The organism is Tolypothrix sp. PCC 7712 (assembly GCF_025860405.1).
Classification (GTDB): domain Bacteria; phylum Cyanobacteriota; class Cyanobacteriia; order Cyanobacteriales; family Nostocaceae; genus Aulosira; species Aulosira diplosiphon.
In genome coordinates, this window is sequence record NZ_CP063791.1 from 21,027 (window position 1) to 46,852 (window position 25,826).

Consider the following 25,826-nt stretch of genomic DNA (forward strand, 5'->3'; position numbering starts at 1 on the left):
GGTAATAGCTTGAGGGTTCAATCATGAAGTAAGCGAGCCTCCTGTGGAGAAGCTAAACGCCACAGGCGCACGCACTCGCGTTCGCTAACACTAATCAGTCATGGTGGATTTTGAGTCTCAATTAGACATGACTTATTTTGTGATATAGATGACTTTTGCCAACAATTCAAGCAGTTGTGGCAACAACAAGCACAACCAGATAAGCGTTTTATCCATAATTTATGCCAAAAATAAACTGTCAAGTGCCACGCTCAACTTACCAAATAGCCTATACGCTTACCCACACCTACTGATAACAACATATGTAGGTTCTGTAACACAATATACGCCCCCTGTTTTTTGCTCTACAAAGTCCATTCCTTTATCAAAAATAATTTTGTATCTTTGTCCGTCTTGTCGTTGCACTTCTAGTTCTCGTGCATGAGGAAAATAGGAGCGTTGATGCATTGGTTGAACATTAACCTTTGTCGAAACTCCTATTTTTTCCAGTTCATCGAGTGCTGCTTCCAAGTCAGCTTTTCTCTCTCGTGCTGACTCTACTTGCGAATTTTGTAAAACTCTAATCGTCACCGAGGAATTGGTATCAAAATTATAACCTTGCAAAAGGTTAACTAATAATGTTGCCCCTTGACCATTTAGGTAGCGGTCTTGATATACAATTTTACTTATTGTGCTACCTGAAAAAACACGATTCAATTCTAATTTTTGTTGTAATTGTGACAATGTTAAAGTACCCCAGTTTTTCTCTGGAAAGATAACTAAATTATCAGGGTCTTCCAAGTCGCTGGCTTTGACAAGTCTAGCTTGAGAGCGCAAGTTTTGTAGAGATTTAAAAACAGTATCTACTCCCTCTAAACTTCTAGTCTGAAACCACTCCCACTTTCCGTTATCTTTGGATTGATTTAGTTGTAAGGCGATTCGATTTTGTTGTTGAGAATTAAAACATAAAATTGGCAATACATTATTAGTAGTTTGGTAAATTCGTAGCAAATCTTGGTCTATCCATTGTTGCAAGCGTTTTCGCAATACTTGTAAATTTCTCCTTTCTGATTCGGTGACAGCCCGATTTACTTCTGGTAATTGATTTAAAATTAATTCCAATGCTACATCACTACGTTGCCTTACAGAGTAAACTGCGTCTGTTAATAGCTTTAACCAAAGTAGTGGCGAACCGTTATTTAAATTAAACGTATCCACTAGGCTTGGCAAGTAAATAATAGTTACTCCCGCAGCCATTCGACAAATTGCTGGCAGACGTTCTGCTATTTGAGATACTTTAACTTTGCTAGCATCAGGAGCAAAATTTTGTAGTTCTGGGTCTGGTTTAACAACTAAATCTTTCAGGAATTTTGCTACTTCATGACGGTTTAATTCTGCATGAAATGGCTGATTGGAGTAAGTTCTGAGACAATCGTAACAACTGATGTCACAACTACAAGATGTAGCAAGTTCCCAAGCTTTTTTTAAGACATCAGCAAAGCGCTCAGCAATACGTTTGCTATAACCTGCACCTCCAGGAACATTGTCATAAATAATTATCTCTGCAAGTCTGTTTTGTAAGGGTCTAAATAAACCGTCTAATTCAGTGCGAGGTACATCAATTACTTGAGCCGCAGCAGCCAATAGTGCATATGTTAATGAGCGCCAAAATCCCATACCATCAGTACCTTGGCTGGAATTTTCAGACATAGAAGAAACTGTTATATCATCACCATAGTTAATGACTCCACCAAATAGTAGTATCGGCTTTGTTTCAGATTCAAATTGAATTTTTAGTAAATCACTACGAAATTCATGACCTAAATGAATAGGTGGGAATCCACTTCCTGAACAATCTCTACCTGTAATTGGATGTTTATGAGCAGGTAATGATAATTTCGAGTTTGTAGTCTGTTTTGTACCGCGTTTTTTTGTGCTGTTGGTGGCACGTTGTTTTTGTACTAACTCGCTCAAGTCCCTACCGCAACTTTGACAGATAGCAAACCCTTCTTTAGTAAAGCCTCTACCTTTCCCCAAAATTCCTTGATTTGCTAAGAAAAATGTACCGCCTTGGCTCACAATTAATTTGTAGAAATCAGATTTATAAGCTTCTGGATTTTCTCCATCCTTGGCTAAAAATACCTGTGATGTTGGTTGGCGTAGTGGTTTAGTATGAGGTGTGACTCTTGGTTCAGTTGTCCAATCTGTAGTAAATGCTTTCGGTACTTTATAAGGTTTCATTTTAGCAGCAGAAGGAGGGTTAGGTATCCAACCACATACAGAACATTCGTCTACAGGTTCTTCTTGATTTGAAGCTTTAAAATTATTACAATTTTTGCAAACCCAATAATATTTTTGTTCTAAATCATTGGGTCTAAGAATAGCAACACTTTCATATACTCTGTCATCGACTACAATATCTTGACCGGGAGCATATTCACCCAACGCAAGACGACGATCGCGCTCAAGTCTGTGTCTTCCTTGTGATGATTTATATTCATTACTTTCCCCAGTAAGTAAGCGAACTACATCTATTGGGAACCCATAAATAGGTAATACGCTTGCTTGTACTAATTCATCATGCAATCGGCGTTTGGATATTTTTTCTAATTCTGCTTCAATGCCGTCACGACGCTTTTCTAATCCCTTACGTTTTGTGCGGTCTTTTTCTGTATTAATATCTTCTCGAATAGCTATCAGTAACGGAACTAAATTATTCCAATCTGCTAACTGTTCTCTCTGAAAAATGGAGATAGCTTCAATAAATTGATTAAGTATCTCAATTACACTACCTGAAATTTTAAGTCGATTTATCCATGATTGAGCAATAGAATTAGCAGCATCGCTATGTAACCACTCCTGTAGTTCGCAAACCGTTGCATTTGCTGGTGGCGTGAAATTAAGAGCAGCACAAAAATCTTCTAGTGGTAAACTAAAGAATTCGGCAATTGTTACTTGCTCTGCTCCTTTTTCTTTATTTTTTAAAAACTCAGCTAATAACTCAGCGCGAATATGACGCTGTTGAATTTGTAAATTACCAGCATCCAGTTTTGGGATTTGATTATTACCCGCAATTAATTGTTCAGGTTGTTCAAAATAAAAGCGGTCGTGGGGGCGACGTTGACCGTACATTAAAGTAATAGCAACTCCATCCGTCCGTCTTCCAGCGCGTCCTGCGCGTTGTTGGTAGTTGCTGACGTAAGGTGGAAAGTTTCGCAAAACTACAGCTTGTAGTTCGCCAATATCCACCCCCATTTCCAAAGTTGTCGAGCAACTGAGCATATTAATTTGACCGCGACGAAAACGGTTTTCACGTTTTTCGAGTTCGCCAACTCCTAATTGCGCGGTATGCTCTTGCGATCGCAGTGGTAAGGGTAGATTATTTTTGATACGATACTGTTGATAATTCTCGTTTGTTGCCTGTGCAATTTTCTCGCAAGTATACGCTTGGAGTGTACCAGGACATTTGAATGTTGGACATCCAAACAAATTAAGAGTAGCTTGAGATTTATCTAATTGTGATAAACCTGGGACGTGGATAATTTGTTGGCAACAATTACATTTATACCAGTCTTGCTGTGTTTCTGTTAAATTGAGCAGATTCCAGTTGAGTTGATATCCTTTTTGAGATTGAACAAGTATGCCGGATGATTTTAATATTTCATACAGCCAAGTAAAATCTTCCTGTGTAGGTAATTGTTCACTAAATATAATTGAATAGTACCAGCCTAAGCGGTTTTGCCCTTTACTTTTTTCCCCTGTTTTCTTAAATTTTGGCAAGATAGTAAGAGAGTCTTTGTATTTTTTAGATTCTCCAGGCGGTTTTTCCAAAAATAAATAATTTTGTGAACGTCCTTGAGAGTCTAACATCGAGTCTCTAGCACCCGGAACCCCTCCAATTTCTGGAAAATATTGAGATGCTCTTTCAATACTAACGATGCCATTACGACGAATAATGTCAGTAAAAACAGTGAGAAATATTTGAGCTTCTAGAGAAGAAATGCTAAATCTTTCTGCTACAGAGTTAATTAAACGTTCATCTTCTATTTGAATATGACAAGCCAATAATGCTAATGCTTCTAATGATGTACGTCGCGAAAAACGAATTGCAAATTCCCAAAGCAATAACTCTTTAGCACGAGCCAGTGCCATTGGTTCGCAGTCAAATCTATTTTTGAGTTTTTCTTCGTTTGGATCGTCAGGTCTGTAGCTGAGATAATTATACTCAGATTTTCTATCTGGATGAGGGATAGAAGTTTCCAAGAATATTTCTTTTAAGCGATTAATAAGTTGATTTACAGATGTGATTCCTTGATGATTTTTGACATCTTGAAATGCTTGCCAAACAAATTGTCTATATAGGATTTCTGTGTGGTTTCGTTGATAGTCGGAGCCAAAAAATGCAGCATCCTGTCGCCCATCAGAGAAACTTAAAAGTTTGCGTTTGGAGGCATCTTCTCGTACTTTTTCTGCCTCTGGCAACAATTCAAAAAGGCTATCAATCATCGCCACTAAAGGAGCGTCAGTATAAGCTATAAATAACCTTATAGCTTCAGAGCGTAATGGTTTTGCTCCACAAGCAGCACATTGTTGTAAATAAGAGCCTTCTAGATTATCATCTTTTTGATTACTATTATTATTTTTTTGACGATACCATGCTAGACGAAATTCGCTTTTCTTCTTGACCTTAACTTGTGGAGTAAAAGGTTCAGAGGAAGGAGTACCAATCCAGCCATGACGCTGGCTAATTAGAAAAGTAGCTGGTAATTTATCTGTATTTTCTTGTTCCTCTTCGCCATCTTCCTCTTCTTCTGTAACGTTCTCTATCGTGTTAGGAGTGACGGTATAAATATTAGGGTTATCTCTTAAAAATTGCAGGCTTTTGGGAGGAGGTTGTATTTTATTTGATTTACTATCCCACTGCAATAAAGAATAAGCTTCACCGCATTGATAACAACTAGCTAACTCTAATACAGGAGAGCCACAATCATCACAAGTCATCTTTTCGTTGAGGTAAAGACGACCGTATTTAAGTGTTTTTTCTGGATAATTTGGGTCAGAGAGTGCACTAGAGCATTCATGATTTATACAAGCATAAATTCCTTCTAAACTCCGAAACAGAAGATGGAGTCTAACTGGCAGTAAAGGTAAATATTCAGGATTTTCTCGCGCTAAAGTACCTAATTGCAGCAAACGAGCAAAAGCGATTTTGGCATCAGTATCATTAATAGTTCCATCTGGATTGATGGGTAAATTTACTCCCCAAAGTTCTGCTGATTGTGTAATTTGTTCCCAAGGTTGAGGCTTGCGGCTAAGAATATTAATTAAGCGATGTACTATTGGATGTTGCTTCAGTGCAAACCAGAGAAATTTGTGAACATCTCCATTAGCTTGGGAAGTTGCTATTTGTAATTGTTCTTCTGGTACAATCCCACGAAGCTGGTCTAGCCATTTATTTAAATCATCATCAAAGTTAGGTAATTCTAAAATACTTAAATATCCTAAAATATCTTCACCAGTAAAATTTTCTGGTAATGTATAAGGTTCGCCTAATCTATCTACAGCATCGCGGCGACTACCTCTAATTACCTCTGCAAAAGATTCACCGAAAAATTTTTCTGCAAATTCCAATACTTGGTTATCAACTGAAGCATCCCCTAAGCTAGCACTAGTTGCAATGCAGCGGATATGTCCTGGCTTCTTAATACCTACTGCAACTTTCAAGCGCTCAAGAAGCATAGAAACTTCGCTACCAGTAGAGCCATTATAAGTATGAGCTTCATCCACAATTAACATTTTGAAAGTTGATGCTGAAGCAGCGAAAATTTTATTTCGCTCGACAGGACGAATTAACATATGCTCCAGCATGGAGTAGTTTGTAATTAAGATGTGTGGCGGCTCATTCCAGATTTCCTCGCGGGAAAGGCATTGAATTTGTTGTGTTTTATGCAGTGCTTCTTCAACTAATCTTTCACGAATACTGTCTAAATTTCCTAGTTCCTCTTCGGTGAATAACTCTCTAAGTTCATTTTCAGCAAATAACTCTTTAAGTTCCTTAGATTCATAAGCAGAAAATTCTGCTGCTAAAGCTTCGATAGCTTTTTCTTTTTTCGTTTCAGTTCGACTGGTATAAAATCCAAATTTAATTCTAATTTCATCTTGACGACAAAGTAACTTACGCAAACGTTTAACTTGGTCATTAACTAAAGCATTCATGGGATATAAAATTAAAGCTCGTACCCCATGAATTAATAAATTATCTTCTTCCTTGAGTAGCGTATCTAACATTGGTAACAGGAAACATTCTGTTTTTCCTGAACCTGTACCTGTAGCGACAACGATATTTTGTTGTTTTTGTATAACTGCTTTAACTGCTTTTTCTTGATGTTCGTAAAGCGGACGATTGCTAGGTGTAAATAAGCTAGCCATTTGAGGATGCAAAACACCCTGATTTACCAACTGTGCAACACTTTTTCCCGGTTGATAGGGTTGGGAGCCTTCTAAATATGGCTCCTGCCAAATATTTCCTCGCTGTTCTAGTTGATATTTTAAAGCGTAGCGTAGATGAGGATCGCGTAGCGGATAGGCTGTCAGCAAGTAACGAATAAAATCTTGACGAGGTTGCTCAACTGCTGCAATCGGGTCGAGATAGTTACTGTTTTTCATCATACTAAAAGACATCCTAAGTTTTGAAAAATAGTTTCTACAATGGGGTGATTAATTGATTGAATTAACCGATTTCTATAACTCTCGTTATCGGGTTTGGATAATCGCCAAAGTAATTGAGCATAAGCACTTGGTAAAACTGTACCTTGGAGATTTAATTTACCCTGCGGTTTATCCCACTGAATTTTTAAAGGAAATCCTGTTTGGCTATCTTGGTAAAACATTGCCAGTATTGCTGTATCTGGTTCTAACTCATAAAAAGTTCGCTCCTGAAACCAGAGATATTCACCAGTAGAAAGCTGTAGTAATGTTTTATCTTGTAATTGCTGGTAATTTACAGTCAGCCAACGATTTTTCTGTGGAGTATCACGACGAGGTACATATTGAGAAATAATGTCTTTACCTTTCTTATCATTAATCAAAAATGGGTTTTCTTGCCACGGAGAACGTAAAATTCCCTTAGAAGGTTGGCAAGGTCTAGGTAAATACTCAACACTATCAGCAACAATCAAGAAGCGAATTTCTACTTGATTAAGGCGGTTTCTTATTTGATTAAAGCCATGTACTTTTGGACGGATTGATAGCTCATCGTTATTTTGCTCAGTTTTTAACACTTGATGTGCTAAAGAAAGATATGCACGATCGCCCCTAAATCGTAACCCTGTCAAGTTATCTCGATTTAAAGCCAATACCGTTGGTGGTGCTATACAATAGCTATTTCGTACTCCTGCATAAATTTCACCTTCTGCTTGTAATTCTCTCAATGCTTCTTGAATTTCAGTTTGTAATTGCTCTTGTGACTGATTAGGCTCTAAAGTTGAACGCAGTAGAGAGATAATTTGATGTTTAGTTAACGTCGTTGCTACAGCAGGATTGCTGGAATTTCTATGGTTACTTAGCAGCAATGTAATTTGTTCAAACCACATCATCTTACTCCCAGCATTCTAGTAACCTGTTCTGGATTCAATGGTTTGCGTTCAATACTTTGAAAATTTTCAATTTTTTGCAGATGGGTGGATGCAGTCTTGAAATTACTGATGTTTAGTAAAACTAAATCTTCGTAAACTGAATCTTGTGGAATCTCTATTTTCAAAATTAAATCTTGCAATTGATTTTGTTTGATTGATAATTCCAGATATTTCAAAAAAACTTCACGTTTCTTGGAACGAACAGTTACTAAATACCAATTACCATGCTCAACCGTCTTGACAATTGGAGTTGGAAATTTGTCGGAATCAGCAGTTGGCATAATTGGCATAATAAGATTATTTTCTTTTGGCACAGATTCTGGACTTAAAAAGTCCAACAGACCTTTGAGTTTGTCGAGTAAAGAATGTGCATCTAACCACTCAGGAAAATAATATTGATGACTTTCTAAACTAGAAATGCCAGCTTGCAGTTGTTTGATATCAAAATCCAAATTTAGTTGTCTAACCGCAGCTATTAATGCCTCTTTTGACTCACTATTACCCAAAATTGTATAGCAGTAATTTTCTCTAACTTCATCTTCTTCTGTAGCTTGGGGCAAGTCATATCTACTACTGCCACACCACCAACCAAGGTTTTCTGGTAACTGCTGTCCCCAAATTAGTTGAATATGGTAGATTCCGGTTGATAAATTGAGAGGAACCTCAATCTTATTTGAACCTTTTTGAAGCAAGGGTACTTGAATTTCTACTGGCTTACTGTCAGGTAAAAGTAAGTTCCAACAGAATAAAGAGTAAAATTTGTCAGGTAATAACCCAAATATATTAATTGCGTCTTTTGTCCCAGTCCAACTGATATTTTGTACTACAGTTTGCATCTCAATAAGTCGCTGTGATTCGTAGCCCAAACGCTGATAATCTAGGGCATACCAATTAGACTCAGGTAGTAAATCATATAATGAAGCTAAACGAATTTCTAAAACTCCTGATGCATTAGCTTGTAATTGGTAAGGTATCTTTTCATTATCATTGTATAAAACCGTAATCCAGTTAAGATTGGTTCATCATCCGTTAATAATTTCCAATTAATAATCTGTGATTGGCTATTTGCTATGGTTAACAAAATTGAAGATTCTGGTTTTGTTAACCTAATTAGACGACCTCGCCATCCTCTAATGCTAGACGGAATATAGCTATCTAAAACCTCAATCCCGTCAGCAAATTCTGGCTGAATATCATTAGGAGTGAAGAAAATTATTTCTTCTAAACCAATAATTACGGGATTTTGATTTTGTAAAGGTAAATGCTCTCCCGTAACAGCATTAAATAACAAACATGGCAAATTACTGTTAATACCGTGATATTGCCATTCCATCAACTCCTTATTGTTGTGGTCTAGCAGTTGACAATTCCATTTGTCCAATGCTTGATTAACTTCAATTACTAGTTCTGGAATTATTAAATCTCCATTTGTAGGAATTGTATCCTCCCAATCGGCTTGTGGAATCTGGCAATATGTTCCTCGTAAATTTCGCCATTCTGGCTTCCACAAAGCTTGCTCAGGTAATAGTAATTGTGTGTTTAAAGTATCAGCAATATCTAAGCTCATTGACAGAGGTTTAATACGCCTGGTAATAAGATTTTGACTGCGGCTTGAACCTGGTTTTGGCGTTAAAACCTGAATTAAAGCATTCCAGTTTCGCAAGAAAAAATTTTGCGGTAAATAATAATTACCTAATAGTTCCTCTCGTTCATTATCATCCTCTAACACTTGAGGAGAAGCATTTTGCCTTTCTAATTCTTGTGCAATTAGAGCAATACCTTGAAGTAGTTGTCCAGAAATTGGTTCAGTTTCTTTGTCCTCAGCATAGCTGGCTTTAAGAAAATTAACCAGCGTCCCCCATTGCGGATGTTTTTCTTGGCATAAATCCAATAATACTTGTGATAAATCCTCAGCAGGAGTATGAGCTATTTGCCACCAACCATATTCATCAGCTATTTCTTGAACTAATTGAGCAAAATGACCCAGATTTTGTTCTGGAACGCCACTTTGCAACCATAATGTTGAAATGTACTTATATCCACCATTTGCCCTAATTAAACCTAGTAAATCGATTCCTTCATCTACAATTCGACGCAGAGCTATTTCCACTCTCTGATTGTGATTAATATCTAAGCGTTCGCAGAAACCTTGCCAAAATCTTTCATTGGAATAATAGTAAGCATATTCAGAAAGAGCGCAAGTCAAAATTTTGAGCCAGTTTTGCTCTAATTCATAAAATTCACTTTGCAGTGAATCGTATGTAATTCTGTCAAACTGCTGCAAGTTTTGACCAACAATATCAAGTATTTGCTCACTAGCTTGGCGTTTAATACGAATACTACCAAGAAATCTATGTCCAACTGGACGATTGCGGTGTGCCCAGTGTGGTAATATTTGCTCTTCCCAAATGTTTTTAGTATATTGAGAATTTCTGAAGTTAGAGCCTAATCTTACTCTTGGCTTTTGGTAATTTTTATTTGATGCCTGGTATGAAGAAGTAGCTTCATTTACCTTGAGAGGTAATTTTGTTGATAATTCACTTTTAGTATCCCTAATTGAAGCTTGCTTATTTTCTTCAGCTTGTTTGCGTGCATCTTGAAGCTGAGATATTTCTACTTGAAGACGCTCTTTTTCCGCAGCCATTACGCCCAGTTCTTGACTTAACTGGTCTTTTCGCTGCTGTTGATTGAAAATTTGCTGTTGTAATTGGTGAAGCTCCGTTTGTAAATTACTTAAATCATGTTGTAATTTTTCATAATTATTTTTTACTACTATAATGGCCGAATTCAGTGCAGCTAAATCTTGCTTTAAAGGATGAATTTGGTTTTTTAGTTTAGCTATTTCATTTTCTATTTGCTGCTTATTCTGTTCTAAAATTGTGAGGTTATAACTAAGCTCGTAACGGTAATTTTCTTGAAATGCTATTTGTTTTTGTAATTCATCCAGAGCGACTCTATGAGACTTAATAAGGCTTTGTATATTTTGTCGATCATCCGAAATTTTTGCTATTGCTGAATTAAGTTCTGTTTCTTGGTTTCTTAAATCCTGAAGTTGCCTTTGTAAAAAATTAGATTCAGTTTCTAACTGCTGTTTTTGACTTTCAAGAGTAGTAAATATTTGCTCAAATTCTTGTTTCTGGTTTTGTTGTGCTGCAACTTGAGTCTGGAATTGATACTGCTCTGTTTGCAAAGAACTGAGAGCCGCTTCTATCTGTTTTTTATTTTCAGTAGCAGTAGAAATCGCTTTTTGTAAATTACCTTCTTCCAGCTTGAGAATCTCAGTTTGTTTCTCAAGTTCTGTAATATTTTGTTGCAAAGATGACAATTGATGACTCAATTGCTGCTTGCGCCATTGTTCTGTAGCTAAAACTCCTGTGGCTGTAGCAGGTAAGGCAATCAGTCCGGTTATAGCTGCGCGTTTAATATCCCTATCTAGCGTCAGACTTATACCAAAGCCAACACTGAAGCTAAGTAAACCTAAAATTAACCAGTTCTTAGCCATGTAACCTGAGACACCTATCTAAAACCACGGTTTTACGTCAGAAAGCAAATAGCCTGTCTTAATTATTACTTAAAATTTTTAAAGGGTATATGATTCCACGCTCATACTTTCAGTCTGGAGAGCGCGGTTGCGTATAACCAATATCCAATTTCTCCATCGCTTTACGCTTAGTCTCCTCACCCCGTCGGTCATACTTCCCCGTGGTTACAGGAGAAGCGTGTCCGGCTAATTTCTGCACCGTAACGATATCAACCCCCGCATCCAACAAGTCAGAACAAAACGTCCTTCTAAAATCATGGGGACTAAATCTCTCAACCCCAGCCGACTCCGCCCGTTTTCGCACAATCATTAATATTGCCTGGGGAGTCATCCTTCGCCATTGCAACTCTCCCCCCTTGCGGATGGGTAATAGTAGCGGTCCCGGTTTGCGTGTGCGGAGTTTCAACCACTCTTCCACCGCTGCAATAGCACGGGCCGGCATATACACCGTGCGGTCAGTTTCATTCTTACTACCAATAATCTCCAACGCTCCGGTAGCTAAATCTACATCTTTCAAATGCAGGGCAACTACCTCAGCCCGTCGCAACCCACACCGCAGGATCGCAATTAACGCCGCATCCCTTACCCCCACAGGCGACTTGTCAGCTTGACAAATCCCCATTAGCGCTGTAATTTCATCAAGTTTTAGCGCCCTACCCCTAAGTCTTTTTTTTGCCTTTATAGACGGTAAATCTACTGCTTTCTGGTAGTCAGTTGCAGCCATCAAATCTAACTTAAACGCTTCAGTGAGTACCCTCCTTAAAGCACACAACATCTTATTTGCCGTTGCCGGGGCGTGTTTTTTCATCAAAGCAGACCTGACAGCAGCAGTATGTTGATAACGCAGCGATGCCCAGTTGAGAGTCATGTAATCACATTTGTCGTTAGTCAACAAAGCCGCGATCGCATTGAGGGCTTGTTCCATAGTTGGTCTCGACCCAGATGCAAGACTATCCAAGTACACCGCTGCTGGATGAGCAGTCAGCGGTAATGGCTCCGTTAAAACCAGTGTCTTGACTACCCCTGGACGCATTAATTTATCAGAACTAGGCTTCTAGTAAACAATCATCCCACGTAATACCCATCGCTTATACTTAAAGTCAAGTGTTTGTTTGCATTTCTTTATAATTATTGAGTAGATATATTCTCTACCGTTGGGGGTGGTATAGTCCGTCCGAAGGATTCCATTCCCAACCCACGCTCATTGGATCGCGGTTGCGTGTATAGCTAAGAAATTCTTTGCTACTGAGTTTTTCTCTTTCTGCAATCAAGCTTTGGGGGGTAACACCAAGTCTTGGGGCAAGACTTTCGTTTGTCCTGGGTTGTAATTCAACTTGTGTTTGTTGGTATGGGTATGATTGTCTTCTTTGTTTAGGTTGACTGTTGTATCGAGTTGATAAAATAGCCCGTTCGATTAACTCCAGTTTTTTGGTCATTGCTTCGAGCTTGGTTTCCACCGACTTATCTCTATCAGCAAGATGGGACTCCAATTCCTCCAACTTCTCCTGCAATTGTAAAACTTGTTTGCTGCCAGCTAAATCGATATCAATATTGCTATCAAATGTTGCTACTAACTCCTCTAATGCTTGCAGCAAGGCAATTGTATGCCCCTGCCGATGTAGCTTGGATAGTTGCCGAACTATCCCAATTAGTGGGACAGGCACGCGGATCATCTCGCTGGGTGGGGACTTTTGTTCAGCCATTTGATATCAATTTCGATATCGACAAGCTGATTTTAAAAGTTATGGCGTGTCACCGGAATTTACTGAGTATTAATCATATCCAACTGTTGTAATATTGTTACATATCGACATATCTTAGTCAGGCGATCGGGTCAATTTTGGGTTTGAAGGGGGAAGAAGCGATGTCTTCTCTACGAGACGCTTTCAGCGAACGAGAGGCTGCGCCCTAAGCGTAGCTATGCCGTAGGCTTTACGAGACGCACTAGCGAACGCGTCTACGCACTCTCGCGCCCATGCCTTCATGCGATCGCCTCCGGCGAGGCGTAGCCCATCGCACTTGATCGAATAATCTGTTGTCTTCTCCTACAACCAACTCTCAGTTATACGCCAATCAACTCCAGTAACGCCTCTGTGGATATCTTGCCACTAATATCAGTACCTTCGAGCAAGCTATCTGCTAAATCTCGCTTGTGGTGATGCAAATCCACAATCTTATCTTCAATAGTATCTTTTGCTACTAAGCGATAGATAGTCACCGGGCGTTGTTGCCCAATGCGATGGGCGCGGTCTGAGGCTTGGTCTTCTACGGCAGGATTCCACCAAGGGTCCATGTGGATAACGTAATCTGCGGCAGTAAGGTTAAGTCCTGTACCCCCCGCTTTCAGGCTAATCAAAAATACATCACCTGACCCAGCCTGGAAAGCATCCACCCGTTTTTTGCGCTCTGGAGCGGGGGTACTGCCATCTAAATATTGATAATTAATACCTTGCTTATCCAGATAATTGCGGATGATGTGTAAATGGTCAACAAACTGACTAAACACCAGGGCCTTATGACGATTCTCCAGTAAATCTCCCAGCACCTCAGCAAAAAGTTGCAGTTTCGCGCTGGATAGTTCAGTATCAGGCATAACGAGACTGGGATTACAGCAAGCCCGCCGCAGTCTCATAATTTCTGCTAGCACTTGCAGGTGTTTGTGCCCAGCAGTTGCATCACTGTCAGTCAGTTTGGATATTGCCTCACGGCGCAACGCTTCATAGAACGCCATTTCCTCCCGACTCAACTCTACGTGCAACAGAATTTCGGTACGAGAGGGTAATTCTTCCAGTACTTGATTTTTCAGGCGACGCAACAGAAATGGTTGAATGAGTTTTTTGAGTTTGTTGCGTACAAGTTTATCCTGAAATTTCTCAATCGGAATAGCAAAGCGTTGATTGAAGCTTTCAAAGGAACCTAGTAGCCCAGGATTGATAAAGCGGAACAAATTCCACAATTCGCCAAGGTGGTTCTCAATCGGAGTCCCAGTGGTAATTAGTTTAAAACTACCTTTGAGATTCATTGCAGCCTGGGAACGTTTGGTGGTCATATTTTTGATTGCCTGGGCTTCATCCAGCACAATTGTTTGCCACTGTACTTGGGAAAGCATTTGCGATACTTCTTCCTGCTGCAACAGACCATAGCTGCACACCAGCATATCAAAGGGTTGTAAGGCAGATAGTAGATTTTGGCGGTTAGCGCCTCCAAATTGCACAATATTAAGAGTAGGAGCGAACTTCTGGGCTTCACTCACCCAATTCATGCACACGGAAGTTGGGGCAATAATTAGGGTTGGCCCCTCATGGGCACGTATCAAGATAACAGCCAATGCCTGCACGGTCTTACCGAGTCCCATTTGGTCTGCCAAGCAGGCTCCCACACCCCAATGTGCCAGCCGCGCCATCCAGTTGAATCCTTCCATTTGGTAGTCGCGCAGTTCTGCTTGGAAGGTAGAAGGGAGTTCCGGTTGCAAGCTTTGTACTTCCTTCAACCGCTGGATATGTGCCTTCCAATGTTTATCGGCTTTCACCTTACCCACCTCATCAACAAAATCCTCTAAGCCTAATGTTGCTAAGGGATGAAAGCGGATACCTTTACTGTGCTTTTCTGAAAACGATCGCAATTCATCAAGGCGTTTGCGAAAAGCTTGGGTTAAAGCCAAGAATTGACCATCTCCCAGGGGGATAAAACGACTGGGGGTTTTATCCAAGAGTTCTAAAAGTTGCTGCATATCCAGCACTAGGTCTTTATCCAGTTTCAACTCGCCAGTAGCTGCAAACCAATCTTGCTGGCGTTGAATGGACATTTGGAAATCTTTCAAGTCGGCTTGGTGCTTGACACGCAGTTTTTCTCCTTCCGGCCATTCCAGTACTACAGTATCCCCTAATGCTTGCAGTTCTAGCAGTAATTCCAAACAGTCTTCTGGGTCTTCTAATAGCCATTCCCTATCTTGTTCTTCAGCCTGAGTTAAGGTAGGACAGGCATTGATTGCGGCATTGGCAAGTTGTTTTTCTTCCTGCAAATTACGTCTGGTTTGCAGCCGTTTACCTTCTATCTCTGCAATTACAGTCTCACCACCCGTACCAGGGCGGTAATAGGGGCCACCTTGGGCAAAGGGGCGAGACAGTAGGGATACTTTCAATCCAGCGTTGGCAGGTAACAGGTGAATGTGGGGTATAGTCTGGGCTGGTACTTCTTCTGCTCCCTCTAGTCCGCCACCAATGTCAGAATGCACGGTGACGATGCCAGAGACGGCATTGATGGCGGCTAAGACTTGCTTTTCGGCAGTGGCGGGAACTAAGAGTCGGTTTTCCTTACCGATAATCTCAGCGATGCGTCGGTGTTCGGCAGTAATTTCAATTACCTTAATGCGGGTTGGGGTTTCTTTAATAGTGAAGATATTCTGTGATGGCTCTAGTTTGGGAGAAAATTCTAAAGTTAAGCGATCTCGTTTTCCTTTTTTGACAATTAGTTCCGGTTCTCCCTTGACGATTTCCACACGGGTGGTGGGTGCATCTTCCCAAAATACCAAAGGGTGTCCAATTAACGCAGAGATTGCCTTGGCGCTGAAGGTATACTCAACTTTGCCACGATATCCATAATCATATGAAGTAAATGTTTCAATGCAGCCGCATACCCTCAGATCCTGAGATGTAAGATAATCAAGCTCACCCAAATTTCCGCTTAGACGCTTGATGGCTATGGGACGGCCTTTACTCCACTCACCTTTGGCGTTAACTTTTTGCTCCCGTGGTTGCAAGATACATTTGCTAGGGTAGAAAGTAATAAACCATGCCAAGCGCAGTTCTGTCTGAGCTTTTACTGGTGCTGGCGGTTCCTTCTGGAGATTTGCCAGTGCGTTTAAGCACATCTCCCAAGGTTCTTGTGGCTGCATCACGTCAACGATGCTGTCTATACCGATATCTTCACGTAGTATTTCTGCTTGGGTTTCATAGCTGCTATTCGGTTTGAGTCGGGACAAGAGTTCTGCACTCTCCATTGCTAACCAGTGATAACCAGATGCCACGGCTTGCTGGTAGAATTCCTCTAACAACCTGGGTAAGTGTTTTTTGGCTCTGTCGGCATCTACCCAGTAATGGCACAGAGCGAAAAACAGGGTTTCTAGGCTGTTGTGTTCTTCAGGGAATAGAATGCGGTTGCTGATGATGAATTCTTTTTGAGCGATGTCGCCTAATTGGACTTGCAGCAAGATTTTCAACTGTGCATAAATCGACCTCAGCCAATGGTCTGACTGACGTGCCAGCAGACTGGTGTAATCGAGTGCTTCTTGGAGACTGTCCCGCGAACCATCTTTGATTAGTGCCAAGATAAAAAACAAGCCGCCCATAGTGCTAAAATACACTTGACGCTTGCCTGTGGCTTTTTTGAGGGATTTGAGACCAGCAGTGTAATCTGCGATCGCTTGCTGATTATCACCGAGTAAAAAATTCAACCAACCCTTGTATACTGCGGCTTCCGCTTGATAATCCTCAGATATGCACTCCAAACTCTGTTGTGCTTCTTGGATACAACCCCGCAGTAGTAGTTGTTCTGTCAAAATCAGGTGCAAGTAATCTGAGGAATGTTCGCCTCCTGTAGCGCATTCTTCTTGCAGTAAGGTAAAGGTTTCATCAGCAGGAGAACATAAGAGCGCGGCGTTGATGAGGATGATGGATATGCAGTTGTCATACAATTCTGGTGGCAGGGTGCGAAACCAATCGGCATCGAATGGGTTAGTGCAAATCTGCTCGAAGATATTTTCTATAGATATCTTGTCTTTGCTGTTATTGTATCTGTTGTAATCTTCAATCTGTTTGTTAATGAAACTCAGGTTGTGGCTGTAAAGACCAATGCGGACTTCCCTGATAAATTGGCTTTCCCTTTGGAAATACACTGGCCCATCTTGCCAACGAGCTTTTACTCCTAACTTGTTATGCACTGCTTTGACCATGTATTCAAAACAGCCGGCTTTTACTGCCGAACGAGTAGCAATCTCTACCAATAACGGATGGCATTGAGGCCCTTGACCGTGTTCTTGAACCAGCAAGCCTGCTGCTAGCAATCCATCGATATAGGGCTTTAATGTAGGGTTAGTGAAAGACTTATAATTTTTATCGCGCGCACCGATGTAATTGAAACATTCCAAGAACGAAGTTCTGTTGATCGGTTCGTAAATTACCGAGAACAGTTGGACAATCTTTTCTTCTAGTGGTGGTAGCTGACGGTACGCTTGGGCGAGTTGGGTTTGTAGTTCTTGGTGATCAGCCTCAGAATCGTTCATGGTAATCATCGGGCGCGTTACATCCAATCATGAGAAATTTTCGTACCGTTAGAGTATTTTACATCTATAACGTACTAGTTGTTCTTAGGCGATCGCGCTTCACGCTGCCTGCATCACCCCACTTTTTAAGCTAGACATTTTCGGGAAAGCCGTACCCAATAATTCGTATTGTTACTACCTTTTATTTAGTCAAATTTTAGGTGCGGTAATCCTGAATTTTATAAGTGAGATTAACCGTATTTTCAGTCATTGTATTTCGCCATATTCTAATAATCAAAGCAATGATAAATCCTGAAGTAAGTAAATAAAAAATTACAAATTGGAGAGAGTTATGGTATTAGTACGCTACAACCCCTGGCAAGAATTGAACGCACTGCAACGTCAAATCGACTCCTTATTTGAAGATTTCCCAGCACCCACTTTGGCTAGAGCTATAGCAGCCGAACTGCACGAAACCGAAGAAGCCATACACCTGAAGCTGGAACTGCCTGGAATCGAGGCTAAGGATGTAGATATCGAAGTCGCCGAGAATGCAGTGAAAGTGGTTGCCGAACGTAAAGAAGAAACTAAAACCGACAATAATGGTAAAACAAGAAGTGAATTTTACTACGGCAAGTTCCAACGAGTAATTCCCCTGACTGCTCGCATTCAAAATACCAACGTCAAGGCAGAATATAAAGACGGTATTTTGAATTTGACTCTACCTAAAACCGAGCAAGAAAAAAATAAAATCGTCAAAATTAACCTTGGAGAAGCTGCGGCATAGAGTTGATATCAGTCAACAGATATTCAACTAATAGTGGGTGAACGAAAAAAAGTGTGGGAGAGGAGTTAGCGGACAAATTCCGCTAACATATCTGAGATGCCATAAAACCAAACTTCCCATGAACAACCACCAATCAATTCTGTCTCACATCAATGACACACTCCAGGACTTACCGGAGTGTCACCATTTAGAAGAATTTGTGGGCGAATTTTACAATATGTGGCTAAAATTAGGGAACTTTGTGCAACAAAGCTTATTCCAAGCCTTAATTGAAGAAAAAGAAGCCGAATACTCACATCCGAGAACTAAACGAGAAAAAAGATATTACACTCCATTAGGTGAAATGGTTGTTGTACGTAGAGCTTATGAGACAACAGATGGTATTAAAGTCAAAGTTGATGAAGAGTTAGGACTACCAAAAGATAAATGGCTACCAATGGTATTAGAATTAGCCTGTGCCTTGGGAGTTAGTAGTGAATTTCCAAATTCTCACTCCTTGTTTCAAAAATGGACAAGACTAGATTTGACACAAAAAACCTTAGCTAATCAAGTAGAAAAGACAGGAAATCAACTACAAACACAAGAGTTTCAGGTTCGATGTGAGCAAGACACTTCTTCACAGTTTGGAATTCCCAATCAAGAGCAGGAACCACCAGATTTATTATATGTGGGAGTTGATGGAGTCATGACTCCCTTGAATCAAAAACAAGGATATAAAGAAGCAAAAGTTGGTGTAATTTTCTGGAGTAAAGACCATCAAAAAGTTGGTAAAAAAAGAGGTGTTATACGTACTCGGGAATATGTAGCTACTTTAAAATCTCGACCAGAATTTACTCAGAGAGTATCCCAGTTATATAATCAAGTAGCAGGTACAAAACCCACAAAAACCGTAGTAATTGGTGATGGCGCACATTGGATTTGGTCGATGGCATCAGAACAATTTCCAGGTTCGGTGGAAATTCTCGACTTTTTTCATCTCTCGGAATATGTGTGGGCAGTAGCGAAAGCAGCGTATCCAAATAACGAAGACTATCAATTGGATTGGGTAAAAACTCAACAACAATTACTAAAAAAATCACAATGGAATACAGTAATTGAAAATTGTCATCAATTCCCCAAAAAGAAGAAAGATTTAAAGGGAGCTATTACCGATTTAGAGCGTTATTTAACTAATAATCAGAGTCGGATTGATTATCACTCTTATTTAAAAGCTGGTTTAATGATTGGTTCGGGAGTGGTTGAAAGCTCCAATCGGCGTGTGGTTACACAAAGATTAAAACAAGCGGGAATGCATTGGTCTTTATTTGGAGCTGAAGGAGTTATGGCATTAAGGGCAGCATATTTAAGTAATTCAACTCGATGGTCAAATTTTTGGTCATCCAAATCTTACAATTACAGTCAGGTAGCGTAAAGTTTACGATAAAACTTGTCCTTTGAAGTTAGTACTTACATAGTGGTCAAAACAAGAGAACAGAATCTTTCAGATTTAGCACATAGAATAGAACAATTACAAGCCAAAAGAGAAGAAATCAACCAAGAAATCTCTACTCTTCTTAAGAGTGATGTAGCTGCTAATAGTTGTTGGATTGTTCGTTACCGCGCCAAAGGTAAGGGTGGCGCTTATTGGTATTACAAGTGGCAATCAGGAGAACCTATCTTTGTTACCAAAAATGGTAGCAAAAGTTGTCATCAATATATTGGTAAAGCAGGTAGTCCTGCTTTTTTAAAGGCAGTTGAGATGATGAAAAATCGGACAAAAATCGAAGCGTTAAACCAGGTGCTTCATACATTAGAACTAGGACTCAATGACCTAGTTGAAGAAGCGGCAAGATTTCAAAAATAATTCATACTCTCATAAGAGTTAACATCTATATGAGTCAGAGCTTAGTTAGCGTATGATGTACGCTAACTAAGCTCTTCCCCACACCTTTTTTCGTTCACCCACTAATAGTGTGACATGATGTTAAACCTGGTTGAAATTTATCAACCAGGTATTTTATTTTAATAAATACTTGTTAAATTGCTTTAGTTGGAATAAAAAGTGCGATTGGAAGTTCGGCTAATTCGAGGTCAAGATAACGCAATAGCAGAATAAGTTCATGAGCGAACAATTTGCCAGTCCGATGGATTTGCTGTTTGATGAAGAATCGTTGCTTTTGGGGATCGAAGCTGAGGATGCGGTAGGAGGTAACATCGGTGCTGGTTTAGACTGGGGTTCTGCCATCGGTCAACTAATGCTCAACCCCGGATTGTTCACTCGCCTAACTACTTTACGGGTTTCGCTTAACCGGGAAGTGCGATCGCTACTCAACGATTGGAATTTGGGAACTGCGACTTCTGTTGCAACTTCTACAGCACGGGAGCGCCTGCTCCAAAAGTTGAGAATGCCCACCCCTCAAGTACGAGAACGCATCGAGGCTATTTTACTGAGGGATGAACTTTATGGCGAAGAGTTTATTTCCAACCGACAGGTGCTGCGCGAACTAATTCTTGTAATGCTGACACAAGAAGATTGGGAAACTATAGCAGCAGTTGCGGCAGATTCATTGAAAGTGCAAATTATGCACCAAGCCTCGGCTCTGGAAAATCTCGGCGAATAAATATCAAGATTGTCCACCAAATCTAGCAATCAATTCCTCCCGTGACAATTGCATGAGTAATGGCGTAAATTCTTGTGGTGGTAAGGCTAATAATAATTCAATAATTGCGCTTAATTCTTTATCTAATGAACCAAAGCGAACTTGTAATAAGTTTTCGACAACAAGACGTTCTCCTTCCAGTTTGGCTTGTTCTCGGTCTTGTTGATACAGTGGTTCTAGCCGCATAATTAACTCCCTATCATCATGTAGCTGGAGTTTAATTTACCTTAATTTATAGCATAAAAAGCCGGAGATATTATCCCCGATATGGTTTATTATGAATTGACAATGGGATATAACTGATAAATAAAATATCAAGATTGTCTGCCAAATCTAGCAATTAATTCCTCCCGTGACAACTGCATGAGTAATGGAGTAAACTCTTGTGGTGGTAAGGCTAATAATGGTTCAATAATTGCTTGAAGATTGTTATCTAATGAACCAAAACGAACTTGTAATAAGTTTTCCACTACAAGGCGTTCTCCTTCCAGTTTGGCTTGTTCCCGGTCTTGCTGGTAAAGTGGTTCTAGCCGCATGATTAACTCCCTATCATCTTCTTCTAAATTTTGATTTACTCTCAAATTCTGGCGCAGGTTGTAAACTAATTCTAGCGTCGCTTTCTGGAATGGATGATTTGATGGTAGTGCTTTTAACTCATTAATTGCCTGCTCTTGTACCCTTCCTCTACCCAGGATTCTCAGCCATAGTGTTTCTAGGGTTTGTGGTAACTGATGGATGGCTACAATGGCTGTCCGTAAATAGTCTGCCATGAAATGTACTCCAGGCAACCAATCTTCACCTTGAACTGCACGAAATCCTGACAACAGCGTCGTGGATGCTGTGGGGGTGAGAATCCATAATTTGGGAATTTCTAATTCTTGAATGGGAGTTTGATTTTTATTAGCTTCTCGTTGTAATGCACCCCTAACTTCTAATAATTTCAACAGACAATCACAAATTTCTTCTTTAGATGCCGCATTGCGGAATGGCTCAAAGATAGCAGGATTAGTCGCAAACTTTCCTAATAAACCTAATGTTGCTAAATCGGTAGTTTGTTGTGCTGCTGGAGAAAAGAAAACATCAATTTCTCGCACTTCTCCTGCTACACGACTGGGGGCTTGTACTTCTCCATAAGGTTTTAGTAATTCTTCCAGATAATCCTTGGCGAATTGGTCATGAATAAATCGAGTCATTCAATTTGATTTATTGGGAATGATTGGAAATAATTAATAATATTTTATCTGTTTTTACAACTATAATAATTATAATTTGTTATTATGCTGTCATATCTAATCAGTGTTATTAGTAATTGTCTTGAGATGTGATAATCGTACTCAATAATTATCTAGAATATAATTTTGAGGATTTTTGAGAATAAATTATATTGTTTTATATATTCCCATGAAACAGAAAAATACCCAGGCAGCGATCGCCACCAAAATTAAAAAGTGGGTTGAAGCGGCTAAACAACTCCGCACCGAGAATATTATATTTGCGCTACCTATCACCCGATTAACCAGCATCAAAAGCCTTTGTCAGGATGAAGTTGCAGCCGAACAATTTGCTCTCTACCTCGCAAAAGTGGTACGAAGGCAAACAGAAGATGATTCCTGTCCCAGTAATCTCAGTCCCTCTGAATGGGAAATTCACAAAACCATAATTGCCGATGCCATTGCAGAGATGGAACGCTACCTAGAAACTCCCACTTATGAAGGAAAGCAATCTCTACAGAAGTTATTGAGGCAAATTGATGAGTTGCAGGGAGATGATTTCCGCAATGTTCATTGGACTACTGTACATTTTGTCAAGAGTGGTTATCTGCTCAAACTAGATTATGCTATTCGCTGTTTTGTTGAACGGGATTTTCCCTACTATGCTTATAAATTAGCTAGAGAATATACAGAATCTTATGAGCCTCGATATGGTTCGGGTTTAATTCCTGAATCTGCTCCAAAGCTGCTGGAAATTGCTGAGTTTTGGTGTCATTATTATTTTGGACAAAATTTGGCAGAGAAGTTTCCCAAATTAATGATAATGAATCAAGACTCAAATTTAATTAAAGAGTGAATTGACGTAAAGATGTCTATCGACAAGAAGGAACTGGTACGCCGTGTGTCCCAACGAGTGTGCAAAGAAACTGGCATTGTGGAAGAAGTCATTGATGCAACGCTTGAAGAAATTTATGAATCCCTCAAACAGGGAGACAGTGTTTCCTTACGGAACTTTGGAACTTTTTATATAAGAGTAGAACGAGGAAGTTGGGTTTTTAAATTTAATCCCTCTCAACGGTTGCGTAAGTTGTTTGGCTGGTCGTCTACTTACAAGGGGTAATGGTAGCGAGGCTTTTTGAGCGTGCCAAAACCGTAGCTAAAAGCAACGGCTGCGAAAAGGAATTAAATGAAAGCACTAAGTTGAGTTCTTGAGACACTCAAATCAAACTCTAAGGAAATGTACTTTCAACTCAACTGTTGCTCTAGGGCTTATTAATTATTTTTCAATTCACAATCATCTTTGTATAATTACTACAAAATTTGTATATAAATTGAGTAGAATTTGAACTTGATTTAAGTTATACCATTTATTTGTGAAGATGCGCCTATAGGACTTACCCAAAACTACATAGGTTCTGGGGCAATACCCTTTGCTTCTTTACGAGAGGCTGCGCCCTAAGCGTAGCTATGCCGTAGGCTTTACGCAACGCTAGCGCGAACGGGAAGCCTTCGGCTACATGAATTACCCCTACGTGAATAAAGCGCAGCCTCACATAGAATTGATATTAGGTAATAAATAAAAACATCTAGCTCAATTAGATGCTTGGGTTTATTATTTTCTAGGAGTTGTCGCTATGAAAAATGCCTCCGGCGCATCCTTGCGAACGCAAAACCGAACTACCGCCCCCAAGCATCTGACACCAGCATCGAAGCTGATATCTACCTGTTTGCCCGATTGCGCCAACTATCGCTCAAACAACGGGTAGAAATGTTCGCCACTTTTTTGTAAATGATAATCTCATGAATCAAAATAGCTTTGAATCCGTTAATCCTAATGATATAGATGAACTAAGTCCCTCTATTTTGCTGGAAATACAAGATAATGTTAGACAAGTTATAAGCGATAAATTACCGCAACATTTACAATGTGAAAAGACATTATCTGCATCAGAAGCGTCAGAGGCGACAGATAATTCTGACTTGTTTGAAGCTATTTTTAATGAAGTATTGCATAGAACTATTTCTTCAATAGTTTCAGGAAAACATAAAATTGATGAAAATAATCTGCAAAATTCCTATAATATAGTAAATAACAATCTTCAAGGCTATAGAGACAGCCACCAAAACTCATTATTTAAATCACAGCCATTTGAGGCTATTCCTACAGCAGCACTTATGCTCTCAAGCATCAACTCTCAAATCAAGAAAGAAGAGTCGTGGCAAAAAAATGAAGAAGGGATAGCAGTTGCACAACACAAAGCTAAAGGCAATCCCCAAAATTATATTGAGCATTATATTAGTACTCCTGGTGATATAACATTACTTCCTTGGAATGAAGCCCAACAGATTATCGATAAATTTGGGTTTACTAGTGCCAAACTGCATTTAATATTGGCTGCCTATACAATGGAGCAGGAAAAACCTTGGGAGAGCTTATTTACTGTAAAAGGCAGTGATTTGATAGAAAAAATTGGTTGGGATAAGCGAACTGATTTACCTAAATGTCAAAAACTTTTAGAAATAGCAAAAACCGCATTTGCATTGGATTGTTTATTAGTTAAAACAGTATGGATAGAAGGGAGAAATAGAAAAGGTGGTATAAATGCTAGTACCCCTGTTGGTCGCATGTGGAACATCACGATTGTGCCATATGGTCAGGTAAATACATCTGGAAAAATAGAAGAGCCTGATGAAGTTCAAATAATTGTTCAACCTGGTACTTGGACTAAATACTTTTTAAACAAAGCGGGAGCCGAATCGCGGGAAGCTTTATATCAGTTTGGCTACTTAGCCCAGAATGTCTTAAAAATTGACCCATATCATGAAGAACTCACGCTAAGGTTGGCTATATATTTGACATTGGATAGTCGAGTTCGCCTTGATGGAAAATATAAAGTAGAAGAGCTTTTAGAAATTGTATTGCCCAAAACAGAAATAGATAAAGCTTTATCAGACTTCCGTAGAGCTTACGACCTAAAACAGCGCTGGGATAACGCTCTGAAGCATCTGCTTAATTTGGACTGGCAAATTGTGTTTGACCCAGAAACATACCCCGAATGGCTAAGACCAGAATATACGCAGAAAAAGCCTAAAGGCTACTTTAAAAAACTACTGGATGCCAAGCTGACCATCAAACCCCCACATCCTATTCCTGAACTAATAGCATCCAAAGTTAAGCCAAAGGTACAACAATTACAGCCTAAAGCGAAGGATACAACGCCAGAAGACATTAAATTGACTGGCAGCCAAGTGAGGGAAGCGCGTATTGCCAAAGGGTGGCCACAGACAAAGCTGGCTAGCGTTCTTGGTGTATCCCAAAAGTTTATCTCACTAGTTGAACGAGGCGATCGCCCCCTCAGCCTACAACAAGCCGCCTTTGTCCGTATCCTCTTAGATATCAAAATTTAGGTATTAATGCTTAAAATGTCTTGACCACCAGCCGACTATCAACTTCAAGCGGCAGGTTTTTGTTCTAGTTTAGTTCTAGAAAAAATTTAGTTCTAGGGAAAAAAGTTGAAAAAATTGGCTTCAAAGCCTTGTCATGTATAGCTTTGAGCTTTAGAACAAAAACTCTAGTATCCCCGGATAAAAACTCTAGTATCCCCGGATGAACTATCGCTATAACCCTTGCTAAATAAGGGTTTTTTTCTTCGGAGAAGATAGATCAGTTTTCAAACATTGTTCTTGCGGATATGGCATGATCTTGCAATAGTACTTATACGACTGTCTGCTGAGGGGGTAAATCACGCAAAAGAAGTGCTTTTTTGGGTACTTGC

16 protein-coding genes are annotated in these 25,826 nt (G+C 39.8%); 7 read left to right on the forward strand and 9 right to left on the reverse strand.

Translation table 11 applies throughout. The features are described from left to right. Window positions 1-276: 276 nt before the first annotated feature. The 7 genes from HGR01_RS40065 to HGR01_RS40095 form a co-directional block, all read right to left on the reverse strand. Complete coding sequence (locus tag HGR01_RS40065) at window positions 277-6,648, reverse strand: DEAD/DEAH box helicase (RefSeq protein ID WP_081584181.1); 6,372 nt, start codon at window positions 6,646-6,648, stop codon at window positions 277-279. Then, the gene (locus HGR01_RS40070) at window positions 6,645-7,574 is read right to left on the reverse strand and encodes a hypothetical protein (protein WP_228045431.1); all 930 of its coding nucleotides are present in this window, start codon (window positions 7,572-7,574) and stop codon (window positions 6,645-6,647) included. The genes HGR01_RS40065 and HGR01_RS40070 overlap by 4 nt, the downstream gene beginning before the upstream one ends. Continuing rightward, window positions 7,571-8,449, reverse strand: coding sequence for a hypothetical protein (locus HGR01_RS41875; protein WP_228045430.1), 879 nt, complete (start codon window positions 8,447-8,449; stop codon window positions 7,571-7,573). The genes HGR01_RS40070 and HGR01_RS41875 overlap by 4 nt, the downstream gene beginning before the upstream one ends. A 98-nt stretch (window positions 8,450-8,547) precedes the next feature. After that, window positions 8,548-11,115 (reverse strand): hypothetical protein, encoded by a 2,568-nt coding sequence (locus HGR01_RS40080; protein WP_045874783.1) that lies wholly within the window; start codon window positions 11,113-11,115, stop codon window positions 8,548-8,550. A gap of 109 nt (window positions 11,116-11,224) precedes the next feature. Then, window positions 11,225-12,187, reverse strand: coding sequence for a tyrosine-type recombinase/integrase (locus HGR01_RS40085; RefSeq protein ID WP_045874784.1), 963 nt, complete (start codon window positions 12,185-12,187; stop codon window positions 11,225-11,227). A 115-nt stretch (window positions 12,188-12,302) separates the two neighbouring features. Further along, on the reverse strand, window positions 12,303-12,857 hold the full coding sequence (locus tag HGR01_RS40090) for a hypothetical protein (RefSeq protein ID WP_045874785.1): 555 nt from the start codon (window positions 12,855-12,857) through the stop codon (window positions 12,303-12,305). A gap of 359 nt (window positions 12,858-13,216) precedes the next feature. Continuing rightward, a complete protein-coding gene (locus HGR01_RS40095; RefSeq protein ID WP_194007795.1) occupies window positions 13,217-17,443 on the reverse strand; it encodes a DEAD/DEAH box helicase in 4,227 nt (1,408 codons plus the stop codon). A 322-nt stretch (window positions 17,444-17,765) separates the two neighbouring features. On the opposite strand from HGR01_RS40095, the gene HGR01_RS40100 reads away from it, so the two are divergent. From HGR01_RS40100 to HGR01_RS40115, 4 genes are all read left to right on the forward strand, one after another. Beyond that, on the forward strand, window positions 17,766-18,200 hold the full coding sequence (locus tag HGR01_RS40100) for an Hsp20/alpha crystallin family protein (protein ID WP_045874786.1): 435 nt from the start codon (window positions 17,766-17,768) through the stop codon (window positions 18,198-18,200). A gap of 118 nt (window positions 18,201-18,318) precedes the next feature. Further along, window positions 18,319-19,611: an ISKra4 family transposase gene (locus tag HGR01_RS40105; RefSeq protein ID WP_081583904.1), complete on the forward strand. Its 1,293-nt coding sequence runs from the start codon at window positions 18,319-18,321 to the stop codon at window positions 19,609-19,611. A 42-nt stretch (window positions 19,612-19,653) separates the two neighbouring features. Continuing rightward, entirely contained in the window at window positions 19,654-20,043 is a 390-nt protein-coding gene (locus tag HGR01_RS40110) for a hypothetical protein (RefSeq protein ID WP_045868481.1), read from the forward strand. A 256-nt stretch (window positions 20,044-20,299) separates the two neighbouring features. Continuing rightward, complete coding sequence (locus HGR01_RS40115) at window positions 20,300-20,800, forward strand: hypothetical protein (protein WP_045874762.1); 501 nt, start codon at window positions 20,300-20,302, stop codon at window positions 20,798-20,800. A 3-nt stretch (window positions 20,801-20,803) separates the two neighbouring features. Here the strand turns inward: HGR01_RS40115 and HGR01_RS40120 are convergent, their stop codons facing one another. Next, window positions 20,804-21,025, reverse strand: a complete 222-nt coding sequence (locus HGR01_RS40120; protein WP_052335476.1) for a hypothetical protein — start codon at window positions 21,023-21,025, stop codon at window positions 20,804-20,806. Between the two features lie 128 nt (window positions 21,026-21,153). Then, a complete protein-coding gene (locus HGR01_RS40125) occupies window positions 21,154-22,032 on the reverse strand; it encodes a hypothetical protein (protein ID WP_045874763.1) in 879 nt (292 codons plus the stop codon). 208 nt (window positions 22,033-22,240) lie between these two features. On the opposite strand from HGR01_RS40125, the gene HGR01_RS40130 reads away from it, so the two are divergent. From HGR01_RS40130 to HGR01_RS40140, 3 genes are all read left to right on the forward strand, one after another. Next, window positions 22,241-22,906, forward strand: coding sequence for a hypothetical protein (locus tag HGR01_RS40130; RefSeq protein ID WP_045874764.1), 666 nt, complete (start codon window positions 22,241-22,243; stop codon window positions 22,904-22,906). 12 nt (window positions 22,907-22,918) lie between these two features. After that, window positions 22,919-23,170, forward strand: coding sequence for an HU family DNA-binding protein (locus HGR01_RS40135; RefSeq protein ID WP_045874765.1), 252 nt, complete (start codon window positions 22,919-22,921; stop codon window positions 23,168-23,170). Window positions 23,171-23,850: 680 nt separating this feature from the next. Next, window positions 23,851-25,458 (forward strand): helix-turn-helix domain-containing protein, encoded by a 1,608-nt coding sequence (locus tag HGR01_RS40140; protein WP_045874766.1) that lies wholly within the window; start codon window positions 23,851-23,853, stop codon window positions 25,456-25,458. The last annotated feature ends 368 nt before the right edge of the window (window positions 25,459-25,826 follow it).

What these genes read in the sequence shown, in the direction of transcription:
- HGR01_RS40080 (WP_045874783.1), bottom strand. Translation starts at nt 11,115, where the DNA reads ATGGCTAAGAACTGGTTAATTTTAGGTTTACTTAGCTTCAGTGTTGGC.
- HGR01_RS40135 (WP_045874765.1), top strand. Translation starts at nt 22,919, where the DNA reads ATGTCTATCGACAAGAAGGAACTGGTACGCCGTGTGTCCCAACGAGTG.
- HGR01_RS40115 (WP_045874762.1), top strand. Translation starts at nt 20,300, where the DNA reads ATGAGCGAACAATTTGCCAGTCCGATGGATTTGCTGTTTGATGAAGAA.
- HGR01_RS40090 (WP_045874785.1), bottom strand. Translation starts at nt 12,857, where the DNA reads ATGGCTGAACAAAAGTCCCCACCCAGCGAGATGATCCGCGTGCCTGTC.
- HGR01_RS40100 (WP_045874786.1), top strand. Translation starts at nt 17,766, where the DNA reads ATGGTATTAGTACGCTACAACCCCTGGCAAGAATTGAACGCACTGCAA.
- HGR01_RS40120 (WP_052335476.1), bottom strand. Translation starts at nt 21,025, where the DNA reads ATGCGGCTAGAACCACTGTATCAACAAGACCGAGAACAAGCCAAACTG.
- HGR01_RS40105 (WP_081583904.1), top strand. Translation starts at nt 18,319, where the DNA reads ATGAACAACCACCAATCAATTCTGTCTCACATCAATGACACACTCCAG.
- HGR01_RS40095 (WP_194007795.1), bottom strand. Translation starts at nt 17,443, where the DNA reads ATGATTACCATGAACGATTCTGAGGCTGATCACCAAGAACTACAAACC.
- HGR01_RS40085 (WP_045874784.1), bottom strand. Translation starts at nt 12,187, where the DNA reads ATGCGTCCAGGGGTAGTCAAGACACTGGTTTTAACGGAGCCATTACCG.
- HGR01_RS40125 (WP_045874763.1), bottom strand. Translation starts at nt 22,032, where the DNA reads ATGACTCGATTTATTCATGACCAATTCGCCAAGGATTATCTGGAAGAA.
- HGR01_RS40130 (WP_045874764.1), top strand. Translation starts at nt 22,241, where the DNA reads ATGAAACAGAAAAATACCCAGGCAGCGATCGCCACCAAAATTAAAAAG.
- HGR01_RS41875 (WP_228045430.1), bottom strand. Translation starts at nt 8,449, where the DNA reads ATGCAAACTGTAGTACAAAATATCAGTTGGACTGGGACAAAAGACGCA.
- HGR01_RS40070 (WP_228045431.1), bottom strand. Translation starts at nt 7,574, where the DNA reads ATGATGTGGTTTGAACAAATTACATTGCTGCTAAGTAACCATAGAAAT.
- HGR01_RS40140 (WP_045874766.1), top strand. Translation starts at nt 23,851, where the DNA reads ATGAATCAAAATAGCTTTGAATCCGTTAATCCTAATGATATAGATGAA.
- HGR01_RS40065 (WP_081584181.1), bottom strand. Translation starts at nt 6,648, where the DNA reads ATGATGAAAAACAGTAACTATCTCGACCCGATTGCAGCAGTTGAGCAA.